The sequence below is a fragment of the Staphylococcus sp. GDY8P198P genome, from assembly GCF_017891615.1.
Classification (GTDB): Bacteria; Bacillota; Bacilli; order Staphylococcales; family Staphylococcaceae; genus Staphylococcus; species Staphylococcus cohnii.
Map to the genome: position 1 here is coordinate 379,116 of NZ_JAESJQ010000007.1, position 21,137 is coordinate 400,252.

The window sequence follows — 21,137 nt, forward strand, 5'->3', positions numbered from 1 at the left end:
TTCCGCGGGCACTGCCTTAGCCTATAGTCTTCGGCTAGTGCTATTCCCGCAGGAGTCGGCATAAATCACTGCCAATATTATAATATATGTAAATTAAGCAGTGGTGGTGTTTATTGTGTTGAATAAATCAATTGATAAAAGAGATCAATATGAAATGATTTCTATCTCTGAATGAGTCCTTAATAATCATTTATTGCGTAAAGTCGATCCGATATTAGATTTGAAATTTGTATATGAACTTGTCGAAGACAAATATTTAAGAAAATATTAAAAATAGCTATCAAAAATAATTTAATAGATCAGTCATCTTTATTTATTGATGCTACGCATATTAAAGCATATGCAAATAAGAATAAGTATACAACTGAATTAGCTGAAAAGGACACACTCCATTTTCAAGAAGATTTAATAATGAAAATAAGAGCAAAGATTAGTTCAAGGACAAAATCCTATTTGGAAAAATTATATAAATAAAAAATAGACAAACCCTTCGTAAATTAATACGAAGGAGGTTTGTCTATTTTCTGAAAGGACTCATCCGCTAACTGTGAATGAGTCCTTTTTATATGATTTATTTTAAGACTTAATTAGCATTTAAAAATCTGATTTCATTAAAGTAAATATCATTAATTTAATACTTCAATGCCTTACTGTCGTTTACGTGGTTTAATGGCAATTGTACCTCTCATAACACATATCAGTCTATCATTTTGATCTTTGATATCTATGTTCCAAACTTGGGTTGTACTACCTTCATGAATGATTGTAGCAGTCGCAAATATCGTTCCTTCAGTCGTCGAACCTATATGATTTGCATTCATTTCGAGACCTAAAGGAATAAAATGCTCTGTGTCAATAATGTCAGCAGCTCCCATTGAGCATGCTGTTTCTCCAAGCGCTAAGCTCGCACCACCATGTAAAAAGCCAAATGGTTGTTTTACTTCATCTGTGACTGGCATAGACATAACCATAAGTCCATGTTCTTGTCGCTCTACCTTTATTTTTAAAGCATCAAGCATATTTGCCATTGAAGACACCTCTTTTTCTTATTCTTAGGTCTATAATATCATAGCCGCAATAGTGCCAAAAATGATTAGAGGAATATTATAAAAAACAAAGTTTGGAATACATGTATCACGAATGTGATCATGTTGACCATCAACATCTAAACCTGCTGTAGGACCTAATGTTGAATCGCTCGCAGGTGACCCCGAATCTCCTAATGCACTCGCCGTTCCTATCAAAGCAATTAATGCCATGGTACTTAGTCCCAAAGATTCACCTAATGGCACAAACAACGTTGCAATAATAGGTATTGTAGCAAATGATGAGCCAATTCCTAAAGTCACGACCAAACCAATAATGTACATTACAATAATACTAACTAATTTATTTTCTCCAATAACACCACTAAGCCCACTTACTAAATTACCTATATCTCCTGTTTCATTCATTACACCTGCAAAACCATTTGCTGATAAAATCACAACACCTATAAATGACATGATTTTAATACCATCTACAAATTTTTGATCTAACTCAGTCCACTTATAAGCACGTGAAATGAAGAAAACAAGTACGCCGGCTAAAGCCCCAAATATCATAGAATCAGTGAACATCTGTACTAAAAAAGTAGCAATAATAGAAATAATCGTTACTACGAGAACATAAGGTCTAATTTCAATTTCACTCATATCTTTAATGTCTTTATGTTCAGAGTATTTTCTAGGTTTTCTATAATAATAAATACCTGCGATTAAGCCAACAATATAGCCTAATGATGGAATCAGCATTGCTTTCCATATCATACCCATTTCAATTGGATGATCTGCTTTAGAGAATCCACTTTGAATGATTTGGTGGAAAATCTGACCGAAACCATATGGTAATAAAACATATGGCCAACATAAACCAAAGCCAATAATTATTGCAATTTGTCTTCTATCTATATTAAGTTCATTAAACAAACTTATTAATGGAGGTATTACAATTGGGATAAATGCAATATGTACAGGTATTAAGTTTTGACTCATTACACTCATAATTAATAGTGCACCGATAATAATAACTTTCACTTTAATACGTGACATTTTACTGTTTTCTGCATGAATCGCATTGATAATCTTATTTACTAAATAGTCTGTAATACCACTATAAGAAATCAACGCAGCAAATCCACCTAATAAAGCATAACTTAATGCTACTTCAGCACCATCAACAATATTTTTACCAAATACAGATACAATCTCTGTGACGCTCATACCTGCGATTAAGCCACCAACTAGTGCACTGATAAATAAGCTTATAACAACATTTAATCTACATAAACAGAGTACAATCATCAGTACCACTGCTATAACAACTGCATTTATCACAAAAGCACAACTCCTTTATTACGTTATCGAACTAAAGTATCACGAGATTTATAATAACAATTGCTTATCAAATTGTCAATCCTATCTTTAGATATATTTATTCAAAACTTTATACTAAAATGAGACATGTTTCATAAACTTGCCAACCTTTTTATATAAGTTAAAAAAGCTTCAAGTTAATCTACTAAAAATTAACTTGAAGCATATGTTTTCTTAACTTCAATTTGTTTATTTTACAGGTTACGTAACCATTGTACGATTGTTGATATTAGATAACCTGTAGGCCCAACTGGCCCCTTATAACTTGGTTTATTCGTAGTAGCAGGCCCTGCGATATCAAAATGTAAATGTGGTGTATTACCTGCAAAATGATTGATAAATGTTGCCGCAAACAATGCTTTACCTTGACCATTGGTATGGTTGACTAAATCAGCTACCTCACTTTTTCTTATCAGTCCTTGTTCTGTAGCAGTAATCGGTAATTCAAAGACTTTTTCATCCATAATTTCTGCTTGACTTAGAATAGATTTTAAAGTGTCTTCAGCATTTTGATTAAAAACGGCAGCTTTATCTTCACCTAACGCAGCTACAGCAGCACCAGTTAAAGTTGCAAAATCTAATATTATATTTGGCTGAAATTGATTAGCATAGAATACAGCGTCACCTAAAACAAGACGTCCTTCTGCATCTGTATTTAAAACCTCTACAGACTCCCCACTTAGCGCTGTGTAAACATCATCTGGTTTCATCGCTTCTTCATTCACCATATTTTCAGCAGCAGCAATAATACCAACAATATTTAATGGCAGCGCTAATTTACGAGCAGCTTCGATCATTCCTATTACATTTGCTGAGCCACACATATCAAATTTCATGGTCTGCATACCTGTTTTAGATTTAATTGAATAACCACCTGAATCATAAGTAATGCCTTTACCTACAAGTGCAATAGGATTTTCTCCTGGTTTGCCACCATTATAAGTCAATGTAATTACACGTGGTCCATTTTTAGAACCTTTACCAACTGCATGAATTAACCCAAAACCTTCTTTTTGTAAAGTCTTATTATCTTTGATATCAACAAATACATTAGTGTCATTAAATTGGTTTTCTATCAGTTCTGCATAATAAGCAGGTGTTAATATATTAGGTGGTATATTACTATAATCACGAGCTAAATTAACAGCAGTTGCAATTGCTTCACCATTTTCAATAGATTTTGCAATATCATCTTCTTCTGTATGTATCTCTAATTTTAATTGATAAGGCGCTGATTTATTGGATTTATAACCATCAAAATGATAAATTGATTGTTCACTTTGCTGACCAAGAATTTCAGCGATTATTTCCTTTTCGACTTTTTGAGATTTAAATGAATTAAATAACAGTGAAGCTTCAGTGATTCTACTGCTATTTAAAGCTTGAAATAAATTACCGAATATTTTTAAATAATCATTATATCCTAATTCCTTAGTATTTCCTAATCCTACAGTAATCAACTTATGCGCTTTCTCTTCTACTTTAAAAAATGTAGTCGATATTATTCCAACATTTGTGCTAAAGACTTGATGTTCCTTTAAAGGTGATAATAAGTCTTTTAAATCTTCTCCACCTATTTTTATTGCCTCTAATTGATTTAAGTGTTCAGGTACACCAACAATGATTGTATCTTGTTCAACCTTAGCAGTGTTATTTATAATCGCTTTCATCAATCATTCCTCATTTCAGTTTATTCAGTCACATTGTATCATTTATTAATCCCTATCCATTATTAAAAATGATTTACCGTCTATACTTATAAAAACATACATATAATAATTGAGGCTGAGACATAAAATAGTCTCAGCCTCAATATTTATACTACTAGATATACATCTAGTATTTATCAGTTATTAAAATTTACCTTTTTTAAATGCTAAGCCTACGCCACCAAGTTTGAATACCGCACGTGTATCGATAACTTTTTTCATAAATGCAGCTTTTTTACCTTGGATATCTTTACCATAAACAACGCCAACGCCATCGTTAGCACCTAAAGAACAAACTGTACCACGATCAACATATTCAAACTCTTGAGTTGGTTGACCTTCTAGGATATTTTTAATGTTCTTAGCAGTGTGCTCGCCTTCTTGCATAGCAATTTGTGCTGTTGTAGGTAATGGACGTTCTTCCCCAGCTGGAATAAATGCAGAACAATCACCTATTACAAAAATATCATTATATCCATCGATTGTTAAATCTTGGTTAGTAACGATACGGCCACGTTTCACACCTTCAAATGATTCTTCCATTAATTTGCTACCACGAACACCAGCAGCCCATACAACTGTATTCGCTTCTAATTGTTGTTCTTCATCGTTAACCTTAACTACGAAACCTTTTTCATTTGCAGCAACGATTGGTGTAGCAATTTTAAATTCAACACCTTTGCTTTCTAAATAACTTACTGCATGGTTTACTAATTCATCAGAGAATTGAGGTAACATTTTTGGAGCAGCTTCTACACAAGTAATTTTAACTTTTGTTTGATCTACACCATATTTGTTACATAACTCAGGGATACGATCAGTCAATTCACCTAAGAATTCAACACCTGTAAATCCTGCACCACCAACGATAATAGCTAAATCTTTATCGTCTTTATTTTTTGATGCAGCATAGTTAGCAAATTTATCTTCAATGTGACGCGCTAATTTACGAGCAGTTAAAACATTTTCGATTTGGAAAGCATGATCTTTCATACCTTTAATACCAAATGTTTCACTTTCGAAACCTAAAGCAACAACTAAAATATCAAAATCAAAAATGCCCGCATCAGTTTCTACTTTTTTAGCATTGCGATCGATTTTTGTAACTTCTGCTTTGATGAAGTTTACTTTATTCTTATTGATCACACTTTCAACTGGGTATAAAACATCTTCATAACTAATTGTTCCAGCTGAAGCTTCATGTAACCAAGTCGCTTCATAGTGATAATCATTCTTATTAATTAATGTAATTTCAGCCTCATCAGCCGAAAGTTGCTTTTGTAATTTGGTAATAGCTTGTAACCCAGCGTAACCAGCGCCTAAAACTAAAACTTTTTTACGTTCTTGAGCCATTTCATTCACCTAAGCTTTCATAATTTTTTTGTTGCGATCGTCTTTTTTAATATACTGATTTTCATAGAAATTCACAAAAAAGACATTTTTCATCCAACACTAATTTTATAGTTTTTATAGTTTATTTTCAAGCCGAAACGCATATATTGTTTGTTTTTTCACATAAACAGATAAAAGACTATAGTTCTCACCTCACTTAGTCGAACTATAGTCTATAAAAACTCTATTTACAATTATTAACAATCTTCTGGTGACCCAGAAACTTTTGCAGTTCTGAATGAACTACCACAACCACAAGATGCAATTGCATTTGGATTGTCGATTTGGAAGCCACCGCCCATTAACGATTGTTTAAAATCAATTTTTGTACCTTCCAATACTGGTATGTCATATTTATCAATCAGCACTTTCACACCGTGAAATTCAAATATTTCATCATTCTCACTAGGTTCAGCTTCTGCAGACATACCATACGTTAATCCAGTACAGCCACCACCATTGACTTTAATTTTCAAAAAGCCATTCGGCATATCATTTTGTTCCATCATATCTTTAACTTCGTATGCTGCCGCTTCTGTCAGTTCAACTACTGCCATTAAAATTACCTCCCTAAAAAATCCATGTTTCTTCTATATGTGAATAAATATTTTGTAATAAGTCGTCTGGTGATTCTCCTTCAACAATATCACCGTTTACTAATGCATACAAGCCACTTGAGCAAATACCACAATTTTGTAGACAACCATATTCTAAAACGTCTACACCTGGATCATTTTCAAGTTGATTATATACATAATCTCCACCTTTCGCTAAATTCGAAATGCAGAACTCAACTATTGGATTCATATTACACCCTCTCAATTAATTATCAGTTTATCAATTATAACAAAATCACACCGCTTTTGACCAATTACTAGCTTATATTATTTATTCATTTATTTTGCCGTTTTTTGTTACAAATCAATTAAAACAAAACTTATTTTCGTATGAAATGTCATTCACACAATATTTTTATATTGTTATAATCATATTGCATTTAAAAGATATATATTTACAAATTACAATTCATCATGTTTATTTGTAGAAGTATATAAAAAAGCATATAATATATCTAAGTAAGCTTATTATGAAATGGTATTTCGTTCAATGAAGACGAATATGATTTAACCACATTATATTTATTGACTTACATTGACGACAAGAGATAAAGATATTATTTATTAACGAAAATAAGTTGTATTTTTATCAAATTGCTCAATACATTTTTACTAAAGGGGTATCATAAATGAAAAATTTAGTTCTATTGGGTGGCGGATACGGAAATATGCGCATTATGTCTCATATTTTACCATCTGCACTTCCTGAAAATTATTCTATTACATTAATTGATCGTATGCCTTATCATGGTTTAAAACCAGAATTCTATGAATTAGCTGCTGGTACTAAATCAGACAAAGATATTCGTATGAATTTCCCTGATTCAGAACGTATCAATATTGTGTATGGAGAAATTAATGATATTAATTTGGAAGATCAAATTATTTCAGTTGGCAACACAAAAGTAGATTATGATGAATTGGTTATTGGACTTGGTTGTGAAGACAAATATCATAATGTTCCAGGGGCTGCAGAATATACTCACAGTATCCAAACGTTATCAAGTTCACGGGAAACATTTCATCATATTAGTGAACTACCCAACGGAGCAAAAGTAGGTATTGTAGGTGCAGGTTTAAGTGGCATCGAACTAGCGAGTGAACTCCGTGAAAGTCGTAAAGACTTACAAATATACTTATATGATCGTGGAGAACGCATTTTGCGACGTTTCCCTGAAAAATTAAGTCGTTATATAGAAAATTGGTTTAGAAAGAACGATGTAACAGTAGTACCAAACTCTGATATTAATCGTGTGGAACCTGGTAAGATTTTCAATAATGATGTACCTGAACCATTAGATTTAATCGTTTGGACAGCTGGAATTCAACCTGTGGAAATTGTTAGAAATTTACCAATTGATATTAGTAGAGATGGCCGTGTCATCCTTAACCAATACCATCAAGTTCCAACCTATAAAAATGTTTACGTAGTAGGAGACTGTGCAGATTTGCCTCATGCACCTAGTGCACAACTTGCTGAAGTTCAAGGAGACCAAATTGCAGATGTTATGAAACTACAATGGCAAGGCAAGCCTCTACCAGAAAAAATGCCAGAACTTAAAGTTCAAGGTTTCTTAGGTTCTCTTGGCGATAAAAAAGGTTTTGCCTACATCATGGACAGAACAGTTACTGGTCGTTTAGCTTCAATCTTAAAATCTGGTGTGCTATGGTTATACAAATATCACAATGGATAAATCTTAAACAAAAATAACAAAGACACGTCTTCATATACTTTACTAACTTCTGTTAAAAGTATATGAACGTGTCTTTTTCTAAATGATTAAATTAATGCGCATCCATAAATTTAGTAATATCTCTCAATTGTACATATCCATCAGAAACATATTCATCATTCATCGTTACAAGTGGATAGAACAATTCATCTTCCTGAATACGCTCAATATATTGTTGGTCATGATCAGTTAAATTTTCAGTATCCTTCTCGATATCGATATACGTAAATTCAAATTGTGTATCTGGGTACTTTCTTTTGAGTAATGGTTGCAGCCAATCAAAAGTATTTCGAGCAGTTGGTGCATTAACACAGCTTGCACAAACAACATCTGCACCATAAACGACTACACTTACTTTATTCATTTTAACTATCCCCTTTTGTCTTGATTGATAGATTTTTCTTTATATATCTATTATAATAAAAAGATAGACAGAAAATGAAATAATATACTTGAAAGGAGGCATTTCCATGCCAACTGAAAACGTAACAATGTTTGATCAAGTAGCAGAAGTAATTGAAAAACTACGTCCATTCTTACTACGTGATGGCGGCGATTGCTCGTTAGTAGATGTAGAAGATGGAATTGTTAAGCTTCAATTGCACGGTGCATGTGGTACATGCCCAAGTTCAACAATCACATTAAAAGCAGGCATCGAACGCGCTTTACATGAAGAAGTACCTGGAGTAGTAGAAGTAGAACAAGTATTCTAGTTGATCAACTTATATATAAATTAAACAACAAAAGCGTCAAATTTTATAGAATTCTTTGTTTATGAATTTGTTATATAATAACCGATTCATAACAAAATGCACTTTCATGTTCAATGAAGGTGCATTTTTATATTCAAATCAGTAATAAAATCGATGTATGCACGATGTGAAATACATTTGATTTTGTTAGTTAATTTTATTTAAGTCATCTTTTTCCTGAACAATATACTGTCTGGACTTATGCAAAGATTGGATTCATGAATCACGTCCATAAAAAAATGATAGGAAATCTATTATTGCGATTTCCTATCCTATGCTACATTTTATATATTTTTCAAATCATTCACGTTCAATTTTAAAATAACTATTTACGCATGTGCTGCGCAATGTGCTCACTAATATAAACCCAGCCTTTCCATCCTATATGGACGGCATCACTGATAACATAAGGTTCATAATCTTTAGCTGTCATATCATAAATTTTCCCGCCACGATTAACAACAGTTTCCCTAATTTTGTTATATACTTTCTGACGTTTTTCTTTATTTACACCTATATGATCATACCACTTTCCATTTGATGGAAGACTGATATATTCAATATCAGCACCAGCCTCTCGCATAGTATCTACCAATAACTCCAAATCTTTAAACTCTGGAGAATTACTATTAAATTCATAATCTCTATTCACTTTACGCTTATGTTTTTTTATTAATTGCCAATATTCATCTCTAATTTTAAACATATTTGATTTTGAATGTTTAGCGCCATATTGTTCAGCTTTATTGAGAAGCATTTTCCAACTTTCATCTTGAGCTGTTACTGGTTTAATATCTTCTAGCTCAGTATTTGAAAGTGGGAAATTCGACTTTATCGCTTCAATTTTTTCAAATTGATTCATTTTAAACGGTGATAAATATAGGTCTTTATTGTTGGTTTTACCTTTAGCTACTTTTTCTAAATATTTTCGGTTTTCTACATTTTTAAATCTCAATAAACGCTTTGCATAGCGTTGTTTAAGCTCTGGACTTAAATAATTTTGATTAAATAAACGATTCAATTGTGCTTTAGATATACGTGCATCAAAATTTTTATTAGTTAATCCATGGTCCGTAAACCATTGTGGTGATATGATAAGTGCCATTTTCTTTCCTTTTAAATGATCATATTGTGAAGCTAATTCCACAGCATTAATCAAATCTGTAGAACCACCTGTGCCAATTAGAAATGGTTGTTTAGCATACGTATTTTTGTTGCGCAATAACATAGATGGATTAAACGGATCATCCTTTCCAAGTTCACTAGAACCATAAATAGGATAAAAATGATTCGATTTAAACATCTTATCTTGTATTAACGTACCTTTTAACACTTGATCTGATAGTGAAGTGCGTTGATTTTCTATAGTTTTCGGAGTAATTAATCCACTAAACCAGCTAGAAGGTAATATTAAGAAAATCCCAAATAAACATAGACTGATAATAATTGGAATAAAGTGTTTTAATTTCATTTTAATTCTTCTAATGCCGTTACAATCTTATTAGGCGTTGCCCATTCATCTCTGTCAAAATCCATAATTGAAACTTCTATATCTAATTTATTTTGAATTTCTAATAATAAACCAACCGTTTGAAATGAATCTATAATACCTTCTTCAAATAATTCAACGTCAGGGTTTTCTTTCACGATATTATTTTCAGTTACTTCAGCTAATAGATCTAACACTTGTTCTTTAAATTCCATTATAATTCCTCCTCATTTTAAAAAAGTTTTCCAGAAAAAATCAGAAAACCGAATGTTACAAAGTGAAACGTTACAACAATACTTAAAGCAGTTGTAAACTGGTTCTGCCAACGTGGACGATGGTTTTTTCTCCATTTTTCATAATAACCATATCCAATAAATAATGCTGCATGGTACAAACCATACAAAATATAATAAATTTCAATACCATGCCAGATGCCCATTATTAAAAAGTTTAAGAAAAATGCTATATTCGACATTGCAAATTGACTTTTCAGTAATTTTTTCTTTGACATAAAGAATAATGAACGCATATAAATACAATCTCTAAACCAGAATGATAGTGACATATGCCATCTATTCCAAAAATCTTTAATATTTTTAGCTTTAAATGGTTGGTTAAAGTTTTGCGGGGTTTGAATACCATAAATATAACTAAATGCTATAGCAAAAAGTGAATAACCGGCAAAATCAAAAAATAAATATAAACTGTAAGCATACATATATAGCCATTTTGTGATAACACCAGAAAAATCCAGCATTAATGGATTAATTGCAAATGTTTGTATTAAATAAGCAATAATGTATTTATATAAAAATCCGAGCATGATGTAATGTATTGCTTTGACTAATAAATGACTATAGTCACTTCCACTCAGAATTTTATTGTCATCTTTTACAAAACGTTTGTAACGGTCAATCGGTCCTGAAGAAATGGTTGGAAAAAATGATATAAATTGTACTACTTTCCAAAGTCTTACCTCTTTGATTGAGCCATCTCTAATTTCCATTAATAGTTGAACACTTTTAAAAGTTACATATGAAATGCCTAAAAACCCTATAAATTCAATGACTTTACTCTCATGTAGTTTTAACTGCGCAGTACCAAACCACGAACTTTGCATAACTTTCACAATAATCAATGGCAAAATAGAAAGAAAAATAACTGATATAAATTTTGTTGTAGTATTATTTTTAGCTCGAGAATGCCAATAATATATAATAATCATCACTTGCCAAATCAGATAAAGTATAAAATTTATCAATTCTAAGCTTAAATACGTTTGTCCAAATAGGTTATGCTTAGTCGATGAGAATATTAATATAATCATAACGGCTGTACTAAGACCATTATAGATTTTGCTCTGTTTGCCCATAAATCCTAATATGATAACTGGTAATAATATTACTAATGCTATAAAAAAGAATGTAAAATCGCCATATGGAATCATTTCAATATAGCCTCAGCAATCTTCTTACGATCCAATTTCCCATTCATCGTAAGCGGTAATTTCTTCATATATATTATCTTTTGGGGAATCATATATTCAGGCAGTACAGGTTTCAACTCAGTTTTGATATCATGTGTCAAAGTTTGAACTTCTTTTACCTCATCACAATGATTCAATATTACTGCGGCATTTAAATGAGTGACTTTGTTATTTTTATAAGTTGGTACGACAATCGCATCTCTAATCTTTTCTAATTTTCGCAATTGAAATTCAATTTCTTCTAATTCCATACGATAACCGTTTAATTTAATTTGATAATCTATTCTCCCATTAATAAACCATTGATTATCAATAAATTGTGCTTTGTCACCAGTGTAATAAGATTTCTGACCGTCTAACTTGTTAAATACTTTTTTAGAACGTAGTTCGTCTTTGACATATCCTTCACTTACGCATTTCCCTGAAATAATAAGTTCGCCTTCATGGGTCAAAGATAACTTAGTTCCCGGTTGCGGTAATCCTACTGGTAAAGGATTGTACTGATTTATCACTTCTTCTGTAACTAATATACTTGTAACTGCTACCGTAGCTTCTGTAGGCCCATAAGTGTTGTAAATATAAGCAGATGGGAAACGTTGTAGCAATAGTTCTGCAGTTTTATTTGCCAATATCTCGCCGCAAAAGAAAAATTCCTTTAAATTACTGTAATATGCTTCTGTTAAGCGAGGTAACATGAGACACATTTCCATAAATGAGGGTGTAGATACCCATACATTTATTTTTGATTCTTCTAACATTTCACTTAATAATTTTGGTTTATTAATCATTGTCTTATCAACTAAGTTCAAAGTTCCAGCAGTCATTAAACATGGATATATAGACATGACAGACAAATCAAATGAAAAAGGCGCTTGATTTAACCATTGTTGATTTGAACCAACTTGATTAAGTTCTAACATCCAATTTGTAAAAAGATTGAGGCTCTCATAACTGATTTGTACACCTTTGGGCTCTCCAGTAGAACCTGATGTGAAAATAGTATAAGCAATATCTGAATCTTTAATTTTACTTACTGTGTCCTCATTTTGTTTTACGCCTGTTAATAAATCTTTTGAAATAAAGGAAATATCCTCAATTTCTAGTTGTTCATTAGTAGTATTAAATATAAATTGAGGCTCTATTTTATTTATAATAGATAGAATACGATCTTGAGGGATAGAAGTATCTAGGGGAACATAGCCACAACCTGCTTTCATACTACCTATCATTCCCACAATCATAAACGGGGACATGTGCCCATATAAAATTAGTGGTGTTTTAGCATCTTTCAATAGGATTGCAAGTTGATTAGCAAAGCGATTGAGCGCTTCATATGTCAGAATTTCGTCATTATGTTTAACTGCAACTTGATTTGGGCAGTTTTCTCCATGCTCTATTAAAGTTCGAATGATGTCTTTCATGATAGTCTCCTTAATTAAAATTCATTGTAAATAAAGTTATTGTGTGTATCTCCTGTACCATAAATTAAATATAATGCAATTAATATAGCTAAGTACATTACTATCAATAACCATGGTTTGAATTTTTGTAAAGCAGTACGTTCTTTATCGTTTTTTTGCATATTTCACCTCTGGCATTTATGTAAATTCAACATTAATTATCTTCATTAAATTTTTTTATGTTTTACGCTTTATTGTATATAAATTATTCAACTTTTTCACCAATTAATTATACAATTTTTCCTACATCATTACAATTAAATATTCGTGCATCTATATAACAAAATTGTTAGATAGAATATAAATAAATAATGCGTTATTTTAAAAATCAAAAAAATACACATTAAATTCTTTTACAAAATTTAATGTGTATTCAATAAAACATTTCAAACCAAGATATAATGATCTAATAATGCAACAACCACAGTTATCATATGTGGCAATCATCTTTTAGTAATAATGCAAATTTAAATGACTGATATTCATTGTAAATATTTCTAAAAATTAAGCTACTCTTCACTTGGGTTAATCAAGTAATGAGTAGCTTGACATGGTATAAGTAATTTATACCACGGGAGTCTTAGGTTCTTTTTCACTTAATACTAACTTTATATTATCTACACAAAGTTGTATCATTCGGTCTCTTGTTATCACCGATGCACTTCCAATATGTGGGAGTATCGTTGCATTGTTCATTGAAAGTAACGGATGTTTCATATCAATGGGTTCTTCTCTTAAAACATCCAATCCACATGCTTTAATTTCACCATTTTGTAAAGCCTTCACTAATGCTTCCTCGTCAACGACAGCGCCCCTACCGATATTGATAAAAATCGCATCATTTTTCATCATTTTAAATGCCTTATCGTCAAACTTATCACGTGTTTCTGGAGTTAATGGTACCGTACAAATCACAAAGTCGCTCTCTTTTAATAATGTTTCAAATGAAACGTATAATGCGCCAAGCGCTTCTTCATCATCTTTATGTCTTGTTCTGTTATGATACATAATATTCGTATTAAAACCTTTTAGACGTCTCGCGAATGCTTTTCCAATATCGCCCATACCATAAATGCCGACGTTAGCATGATATAAATCTTTACCAGCAAATAAATACGGTCCCCAACTCTGCCATTCACCATTTTGAACATATGTTTCCGCTTCGACTACACGTCTTGCCACTGCAAGCATCAAAGTAAAGCCTAATTCTGCCGTTGTTTCAGTTAAAACGCTTGGTGTATTCGTCACAACAATACCCTTACTTTGCATCAAATCAACATCTATATTATCATAACCTACTGCCATGTTTGCTATGACTTTCAGATTTGGTGCAGCTTCAATGACTTCTTCATCCATTGTTTCACTTAAACAAAACAAGCTGTTGCGTCTTTTAAAGCAGTTAAAAATTCCTCTCTTGGCATAGGGGTCAACGATGCATCCCAAATTTCTACTTCACCGATGTCCTCTAATTGTTTGATAAATTTCTGTGGAATTTTTCTACTTACTACAATTTTTTGCATTCAATCACTCCTAAACGTCGAGTTCTTTGATTACCTCGTTTAAATCTTTAAAACTATATGTTGGCGGTATTTCTTTTTGATTTACATCATCTAAAGTTGATACACCTGTTTGAACATGTATTGTATCAACATTAACATTGATTCCAGAAAGTATATCTGTATCATATAAATCACCTATCATTGCAACTTCAGAACAATCTAATCCCAAAATTTCTAAGGCTTTATTCATAATAATAGGTTCCGGTTTACCAATGAATGTTGGTTCAACGCCTGTAGATACTGACACAACACTTGTAATTGCGCCATTACCAGGTAAGAACCCACGTTCTTTTGGAATAGATACATCTTTATTTGTTGAAATGAATTTTGCTCCGTTTCGAACACCTAGTGTAGCAGTTGCTAGTTTTTCATAAGTTACAGCTTCATCCAAACCAATAACTACATAATCTACAAACTCATCATCTTTTATTTTTAATTGATGTTGCGTTAACGCTTTTTCTAAACCAGCGCCACCTAACATATAGATTGAAGCACCTGGTTGCTCATCAGAAATATATTCTGCAGTTGCCAGTGCTGATGTAACTACTTTATCTGCTGTAGCATCAATTCCCATCACTTTTAATTTTTCTGCTACTTCTGATGGTTCTTTAGTAGAGTTATTCGTGACAAATAAATGAGGTATTTGATGCTTGTTTAAGTATTCAATAAACTGTGCTGCACCATCAATTTTTTCATTCCCTTTGTACATCGTACCATCCAAATCAATGAGATATGCTTTGTACTGTTTCATCAAAAATTACTTCTCTCCTTTTTGACCAAATGCTGTTATAGGTACATTTTCATTATTCAAAAATTGTATTACTTCATCGATAAATTGTTGATAATAATCAAGTGTTTTATCAAAAAGTGGTTTCAATTGAATCGTATCAAGTTCATCATAAAAATGAACGAATTGCTTTCTGACATCAACAGTTTGGTTAACATTATTTTGAGTATCTTTAGAAATTACATTTTCTAATTCTAAAATATCAATGACATCTTTATAATTTCCTGGATCTCTCAAAATAAAGCCATCAATGATCATATTACCAATATCTACCGATGATTCAATCAACATTTGTGAAATTCTTTCAAATGCATAGTGATTATCTCTATAATCTGGATAATCATTAACTAATTGTTGTAAATAGTTTAATTTTTTATCTAACTTTTCTTTATTAACAAAATACATCTATGTCACCCCTATCATTCTCATCATACCATACCTTTGCAGTCGAATTCATTTATGGTTATACTGTAAATTAAGACTTTTTAAGTTCATTGAATGATTCGAATAATAAAAACTTTAATATCTCAATGATGAAAGGGTGTTTTTATGATAGATATGTATCTTTATGACGATGATGAATCATCACAGGTACAATTTGTAGGTTTCGTCGGAGAATTTAGTCGCTATGATTTAATGCTTATACAAACCAATCGTCATTTTGGAAAAACAATTGTTTTAAACATGCAAACAAATAAATTTGGCATTATTGGTACAGATGATTTAGAAGAAGAAGGATACATTGCTTATATTTTAGGTGTAACTGAAAATGAAGGTAATGAAATCACTGAATATCTCAATCAAGTCATACAATAATTGCTGTGGCAAACGCACAAGTTCAAAATAATATTAATGGCCAAAATACAGTTCGTTAAATATTATTTCTATGTCATATTATTAATTAAATCGATGCACATGATAAGACACAATGTCATTGAAAAAGGCTGAGTCATTTACGATAATCAGCCTTTTTTATTTTATTTAGCGTCATGATAAATCTACATAAAAAAGCTACTATTCATTACCCGTAACTCCTCGGTTGAATAGCAGCCTAACTTGTTTTTAATATTAAACTGACGCTAAATCTACATCAACTTACTGTTCTGTATCTTGAATCGTTGGTTGAATTTTAACATCTTGTAATTTATTTTCTTCAAATGATATCTCTGCATTTTCATCTTCTGCTTCAATTTGGGATTTAATTTCATTTTCTGGAACTTTTCTAAGAATAAAATACGGACACCCAAAGTTGCAGTATTCTAATAAATAATCTTGAATTGTGGAAAAACGCTTACTTAATTCAGCTTTTTTATTCGAATCTTTATAGAATCCTTTTAATCTTAATTGATCATACCCAAAATCTCCCACAATATAGTCATACTTATCTAAAATATCTGCGTAACGATTTGCAAATAATGTTTCATCAAAACATTCTCTATAATCTTCTATAATTTCAAAATAAAAACTATTAACTTTTATCATTATACTCACCTAATCTAATTTTCATTACTCAATTTAACCGTACATTGTCTGTCTTTAATAGGTTAGTAATCAATTTTTATTATTTCTAATAAAAGACTTAGCCCAAAGTGAGTTAACGCGCGTCGTTAATATCCCTAATTGAACTAAGTCTTTAAATGCAATATCTATGTTTTAACTATTAGAATCTGTACTAAGTTTTTCTTCACCTAGACGATGTCTTTCTTTTGCAGCTTCATTTACTTGCTCATCTGCATGATAAGAACTTCTCACAAGCGGTCCAGCTTGGCAATGTTTGAAACCTTTATCCATTGCAACTTTTCTTAATTTACCAAATTCTAAAGGTGTATAGTATTTTTCAACTTTTAAATGTTTACGTGAAGGTTGCAAATATTGACCAATAGTCAAGATATCTACGTCATTCGCACGTAAATCATCCATTGTTTCATAAATTTCTTCATGAGTTTCACCTAGTCCTACCATTAAACTAGATTTTGTTGGTATATCAGGTTGTAATTCTTTAGAACGTCTTAAAAATTCTAAAGTACGGTCATAAGTCGCTCTAGCACGAACTCTTGGTGTTAAACGACGAACTGTTTCAATATTATGGTTTAAAATATCAGGTTTTGAAGCCATTAACGTTTCTAAAGCTTCAAAGTCACCACCCATATCAGATGGTAATATTTCTATTGAAGTGTAAGGGTTACGCTCACGTACTTTACGGACTGTTTCAGCATAAACATTTGAACCAGCATCTCTTAAATCATCACGTGCAACCGCTGTTATAACAACATGTTTTAAATTCATTAATTCAACAGATTCTGCCACGCGCTCTGGCTCATCTAAATCTAACTCGTTAGGCAATCCGGTTTTAACCGCACAGAAACGACATGCACGCGTGCAAACTGCGCCTAAAATCATAAACGTAGCAGTACGACGTTCGCCCCAACACTCATGTATGTTTGGACATTTTGCTTCTTCACACACTGTATGTAAGTTCTTTTCTCGCATCATTTTCTTAAGACCAGTGTAGTTTTCGTTAGTATTCAGTTTTATTTTCAACCAATCTGGTTTACGTAAAATTTCTTCATTTTTAGTAGCCATAACCGCACAATTCCTCCTGATTTCAAATCTGTAATCATTATAACGAAAATCGGATTAAATTAAAACGTAAAATGTAATATTTTAGTATTCGAGCATTTTTTCTTTATAAATATCTCTTAAAAATTCTGGCATTAAGTAATCTATAGATTGTTCTTTTAGCGTAGGAAAATAACGACCAAATGTATACATATCAACAGTACCTAACACATAAATTTTATCGTCTTCAATTTCTTCTCCATTGATGAAATATCTTGATTCTGATTCGATCAATCCTAAATTATATAGTATATAGCCACCAAAAATATCTCCTCTAAAACCTAAACCTTGTGCATGTTCATGTAGATATTCTTGTTTTTGGCTTTTAATAATTATATTTTTTAATTCCAGACCATTTAAACGGATACGAACGGCATTGATAGGATGAGGTAACATTTGATGAATGTCAAACTCTGTCATTTGATTCGCTGAGATACCTTTTACAATCAAACCTGCGTTAATGATTGTACAGTCAGCATTTGTAAATTCAAATACACTTTCAGCTAACATATAAGATGTCTTTGTTATAACATCTGTCTTTCTTGGTAATTCAACTGGTCGATTAATAATTGGATCGCTTAACAGTGCTTTACCTTCACTTTCGAAATGTGTTTCAACCTCAGGTAAAGTGTCTACTGGATAAATCACCGCTTGCTTATCTACAACTCTATTACGGTCTATTTCTAATGTCACTTCACCTAAAAAATGACCATATTTACCTGCAGCTGCCATTAATACACCATTGTTCATTTCTCCATTTTCAAAATAATGATGTGTATGACTCCCTAGTATTAAATCTATTTCAGGAATTTCTTGGCATAATTTCTCATCAAAGAATACGCCTACATGGCTCATAATAATCAATAAATCATAATCACCTTCGTTCGCGCTGATTTCGTCTTTAATGGCTTCTAATGGATTGGTAACAACCCAATCCAATGCTCTATAAAATGGCGTGAATGGCGCAGTTGCTGCAACAAATAAGATTCTCACACCTTCAATTTCCTTAATGATTGATGATGTGATATTTCGCGGTAAGTAACCCTGTTCGTCAAAAACATTTGCACAGGTTACATCAAATTTTGCATTGTCATAAAGTGTATTTAATGCATCATGTGAAATGGTCATACCTTCGTTATTACCAATAGTTGCTATATCACAACGTGCTTTATTTAATAGTTCAACATTTTTTATTCCCATAGTAGCTTCTGTAACAGGTGCAGATAGATCTACATGGTCTCCAATATCTAAATAGAGCGAGGGGTGATTTAATTTTGGTCTCTCTTGAGCTAAATATTCGGAAATGCGGGCATACTCATGCAAATGACTATGGATATCATTTGTATGGTAAATAGTTAATTTCACCTTGGTTCCCTCCTCTTAGTTTATAAAAATGACTTAATGATTAAATATAGTCCCATTATAAGCATAACTGTTCTCAATAACATAACGACAGTATTTGATTGTATGGATTGATTTACTTTCACGCCTATTTTAGCACCCAAATAGCTAGAGATGATTAATACAATAGAATAAACCCAAGCCACATGTCCTTGGGCAATATGCCCAACAGAACTCATTACGCTAGAAAAGAATATCATCATCATGCTTGTACCGACAGCAACATGTGGTGGAAATCTGAAAACAATTAACATTAAAGGTGTCATTAATGCGCCACCACCAATACCAAATAATCCTGTCAAAACACCTATAAATAACGTTGATACAAATGCTACAACTGGCGGAACGCTATAATGATGTGTCTTTCCATAACCATCTACATATGTACGTGCATACTTTGGCTTATTAAACATTTTCATCGGTTTAATATTATTTCTTATCATGAGTAAAATTGCTACAAATATCAAAAAGATACCAAAATATAAATTAAAAGAGTCTAAAGTTAAAAAACGACTTAAAATAGACCCAACCAAAGAACCTGGTAACAATCCAAATAAAAAGATAGAACCGTTTTTCACATCAACTTGTTTTGTTTTCAAATAACCTAATGTTGATGATAATCCTGTCACGATTAATATCAGTGAAGATGTCCCTATGGCAATTTGAGGTGTAATTCCATTTAGTAAATCGTTTTCTACACCTAAATAAACTAAAGTCGGAACGATAATAATGCCGCCACCAATGCCTACAAGAGAACCTAAAACAGCTGATAAACCACCAATTAAAATCAAAATAATTATTGTTAACATATACGATCGCTCCTAAAATAATTTTAATTGTTGTGGTGCTAAGCCTTCATAATCAATGCCTAGTAATGTTTGATATGTCTTAGCATTTTGTGCAGCATGACCACCTGAGTTATTATTAAAAACTACATAAATATTTTTAGCTTTTTGTTCTAATAGCTTCACTTTTTGTGCTAAATCTTGAAGTTCTTGTTTATTATAATCGTACAAGTACCTTACATCTCTCCATGCTTCATCCGTCATATCTTTTTTCGTCCATCCATGTTCATTTCTGCCATGATAACGCACAAATGCTGTCTCGTTTGTAATACGATTGACTAAGGGTATGGAACCTTGTCCAACTTGTGGTTCATCACATACTGCGTGTATCATGTCATATTCAGTTAAAAAAGCTAATGTTTCTTCTTTAAATTGATCATTAAACCAGGATTGATGTCTAAATTCTATACAAACAGGAAATGCTTTCAACTGTTCTCGTACATATCGAATATATCTGATGTTCTGTACTGTGCAATCAAACCAAGGCGGAAATTGTACTAATACCATCGCTAACTTTTGTTCAGATTTTAATGGCGTTAACATCGCTTTAAACTGATCAAAAAGTATTTGTCTTGATTCTGCAAAATCATGATAATCTGCATGAAGTGTTAATGCCTGATGAATTTTAACTATAAATTGGAATCTCTCAGGCGTCTCTCTTATCCATTTTCTAATATTTCTTTCAGGTTGTATCGCATAATAAGATGCATCTAATTCTACGATGGGAAAGTGACTTGCATATGTAATTAACTTATCTGATTTACGCTGTAAATCTTCGTACAAAGTATCATGGTCTCCCCAACCTGTTAATCCAATATTTATCATAGTATCACCAGTTACATGATACCATAGATGATTTATGAGATTCACTAGA

Annotated in this window: 22 protein-coding genes and 1 pseudogene; 3 read left to right on the forward strand and 20 right to left on the reverse strand. The window is 31.9% G+C overall.

All coding sequences use genetic code 11. The features are described 5' to 3' along the window. Positions 1 to 647: 647 nt before the first annotated feature. From KA824_RS08915 to KA824_RS08940, 6 genes are all read right to left on the reverse strand, one after another. Positions 648 to 1,028, reverse strand: a complete 381-nt coding sequence (locus KA824_RS08915) for a PaaI family thioesterase (protein WP_107384604.1) — start codon at positions 1,026 to 1,028, stop codon at positions 648 to 650. A gap of 30 nt (positions 1,029 to 1,058) precedes the next feature. Beyond that, entirely contained in the window at positions 1,059 to 2,375 is a 1,317-nt protein-coding gene (locus tag KA824_RS08920; RefSeq protein ID WP_107384603.1) for a Na+/H+ antiporter family protein, read from the reverse strand. 233 nt (positions 2,376 to 2,608) lie between these two features. Then, entirely contained in the window at positions 2,609 to 4,084 is a 1,476-nt protein-coding gene (locus KA824_RS08925; protein ID WP_107384602.1) for a M17 family metallopeptidase, read from the reverse strand. Positions 4,085 to 4,267: 183 nt separating this feature from the next. Beyond that, entirely contained in the window at positions 4,268 to 5,476 is a 1,209-nt protein-coding gene (locus KA824_RS08930) for an NAD(P)/FAD-dependent oxidoreductase (protein ID WP_107384601.1), read from the reverse strand. A 236-nt stretch (positions 5,477 to 5,712) separates the two neighbouring features. Next, complete coding sequence (locus KA824_RS08935) at positions 5,713 to 6,072, reverse strand: HesB/IscA family protein (RefSeq protein WP_107384600.1); 360 nt, start codon at positions 6,070 to 6,072, stop codon at positions 5,713 to 5,715. 13 nt (positions 6,073 to 6,085) lie between these two features. Beyond that, on the reverse strand, positions 6,086 to 6,322 hold the full coding sequence (locus KA824_RS08940) for a YuzB family protein (RefSeq protein WP_019469672.1): 237 nt from the start codon (positions 6,320 to 6,322) through the stop codon (positions 6,086 to 6,088). A 439-nt stretch (positions 6,323 to 6,761) separates the two neighbouring features. On the opposite strand from KA824_RS08940, the gene KA824_RS08945 reads away from it, so the two are divergent. After that, on the forward strand, positions 6,762 to 7,826 hold the full coding sequence (locus KA824_RS08945) for an NAD(P)/FAD-dependent oxidoreductase (protein WP_107384599.1): 1,065 nt from the start codon (positions 6,762 to 6,764) through the stop codon (positions 7,824 to 7,826). 91 nt (positions 7,827 to 7,917) lie between these two features. Here the strand turns inward: KA824_RS08945 and KA824_RS08950 are convergent, their stop codons facing one another. Further along, complete coding sequence (locus KA824_RS08950; RefSeq protein ID WP_107384598.1) at positions 7,918 to 8,229, reverse strand: YuzD family protein; 312 nt, start codon at positions 8,227 to 8,229, stop codon at positions 7,918 to 7,920. A gap of 106 nt (positions 8,230 to 8,335) precedes the next feature. Between KA824_RS08950 and KA824_RS08955 the strand changes: the two genes are divergently transcribed. Beyond that, positions 8,336 to 8,578, forward strand: coding sequence for a NifU family protein (locus KA824_RS08955; protein WP_019469675.1), 243 nt, complete (start codon positions 8,336 to 8,338; stop codon positions 8,576 to 8,578). 364 nt (positions 8,579 to 8,942) lie between these two features. Here the strand turns inward: KA824_RS08955 and dltD are convergent, their stop codons facing one another. The 8 genes and pseudogenes from dltD to KA824_RS08995 form a co-directional block, all read right to left on the reverse strand. Beyond that, complete coding sequence (gene dltD, locus KA824_RS08960; protein ID WP_181187552.1) at positions 8,943 to 10,088, reverse strand: D-alanyl-lipoteichoic acid biosynthesis protein DltD; 1,146 nt, start codon at positions 10,086 to 10,088, stop codon at positions 8,943 to 8,945. After that, entirely contained in the window at positions 10,085 to 10,321 is a 237-nt protein-coding gene (gene dltC / locus KA824_RS08965) for a D-alanine--poly(phosphoribitol) ligase subunit 2 (RefSeq protein ID WP_107505385.1), read from the reverse strand. Before dltC ends, dltD begins: the two co-directional genes overlap by 4 nt. Before the next feature lie 17 nt (positions 10,322 to 10,338). Next, positions 10,339 to 11,553 (reverse strand): D-alanyl-lipoteichoic acid biosynthesis protein DltB, encoded by a 1,215-nt coding sequence (gene dltB, locus KA824_RS08970; protein ID WP_107521320.1) that lies wholly within the window; start codon positions 11,551 to 11,553, stop codon positions 10,339 to 10,341. Continuing rightward, positions 11,550 to 13,013, reverse strand: coding sequence for a D-alanine--poly(phosphoribitol) ligase subunit DltA (gene dltA, locus KA824_RS08975; protein ID WP_107385364.1), 1,464 nt, complete (start codon positions 13,011 to 13,013; stop codon positions 11,550 to 11,552). Before dltA ends, dltB begins: the two co-directional genes overlap by 4 nt. A 14-nt stretch (positions 13,014 to 13,027) precedes the next feature. Beyond that, complete coding sequence (locus KA824_RS08980) at positions 13,028 to 13,174, reverse strand: teichoic acid D-Ala incorporation-associated protein DltX (protein WP_019469681.1); 147 nt, start codon at positions 13,172 to 13,174, stop codon at positions 13,028 to 13,030. Between the two features lie 442 nt (positions 13,175 to 13,616). Further along, positions 13,617 to 14,572 (reverse strand): annotated as a pseudogene (locus tag KA824_RS08985) (2-hydroxyacid dehydrogenase). A 10-nt stretch (positions 14,573 to 14,582) separates the two neighbouring features. Beyond that, positions 14,583 to 15,362 (reverse strand): TIGR01457 family HAD-type hydrolase, encoded by a 780-nt coding sequence (locus tag KA824_RS08990; RefSeq protein ID WP_181187561.1) that lies wholly within the window; start codon positions 15,360 to 15,362, stop codon positions 14,583 to 14,585. A gap of 6 nt (positions 15,363 to 15,368) precedes the next feature. Beyond that, positions 15,369 to 15,803, reverse strand: a complete 435-nt coding sequence (locus KA824_RS08995) for a DUF86 domain-containing protein (RefSeq protein ID WP_107384281.1) — start codon at positions 15,801 to 15,803, stop codon at positions 15,369 to 15,371. 144 nt (positions 15,804 to 15,947) lie between these two features. Here KA824_RS08995 and KA824_RS09000 point away from each other — a divergent pair, with 144 nt between their 5' ends. Beyond that, positions 15,948 to 16,214, forward strand: coding sequence for a DUF3055 domain-containing protein (locus KA824_RS09000; protein ID WP_107384282.1), 267 nt, complete (start codon positions 15,948 to 15,950; stop codon positions 16,212 to 16,214). A gap of 279 nt (positions 16,215 to 16,493) precedes the next feature. Here KA824_RS09000 and KA824_RS09005 read toward each other — a convergent pair whose 3' ends face one another. The 5 genes from KA824_RS09005 to KA824_RS09025 form a co-directional block, all read right to left on the reverse strand. Further along, positions 16,494 to 16,880, reverse strand: a complete 387-nt coding sequence (locus KA824_RS09005) for a YutD family protein (RefSeq protein WP_107384283.1) — start codon at positions 16,878 to 16,880, stop codon at positions 16,494 to 16,496. A gap of 171 nt (positions 16,881 to 17,051) precedes the next feature. Further along, entirely contained in the window at positions 17,052 to 17,981 is a 930-nt protein-coding gene (gene lipA, locus KA824_RS09010; RefSeq protein WP_107384284.1) for a lipoyl synthase, read from the reverse strand. Positions 17,982 to 18,062: 81 nt separating this feature from the next. After that, positions 18,063 to 19,382 (reverse strand): bifunctional metallophosphatase/5'-nucleotidase, encoded by a 1,320-nt coding sequence (locus KA824_RS09015; protein ID WP_107384285.1) that lies wholly within the window; start codon positions 19,380 to 19,382, stop codon positions 18,063 to 18,065. Between the two features lie 20 nt (positions 19,383 to 19,402). Beyond that, positions 19,403 to 20,227, reverse strand: a complete 825-nt coding sequence (locus KA824_RS09020) for a sulfite exporter TauE/SafE family protein (RefSeq protein ID WP_107384286.1) — start codon at positions 20,225 to 20,227, stop codon at positions 19,403 to 19,405. Positions 20,228 to 20,239: 12 nt separating this feature from the next. Then, complete coding sequence (locus tag KA824_RS09025) at positions 20,240 to 21,088, reverse strand: DUF72 domain-containing protein (RefSeq protein ID WP_107384287.1); 849 nt, start codon at positions 21,086 to 21,088, stop codon at positions 20,240 to 20,242. Positions 21,089 to 21,137 lie beyond the last annotated feature (49 nt).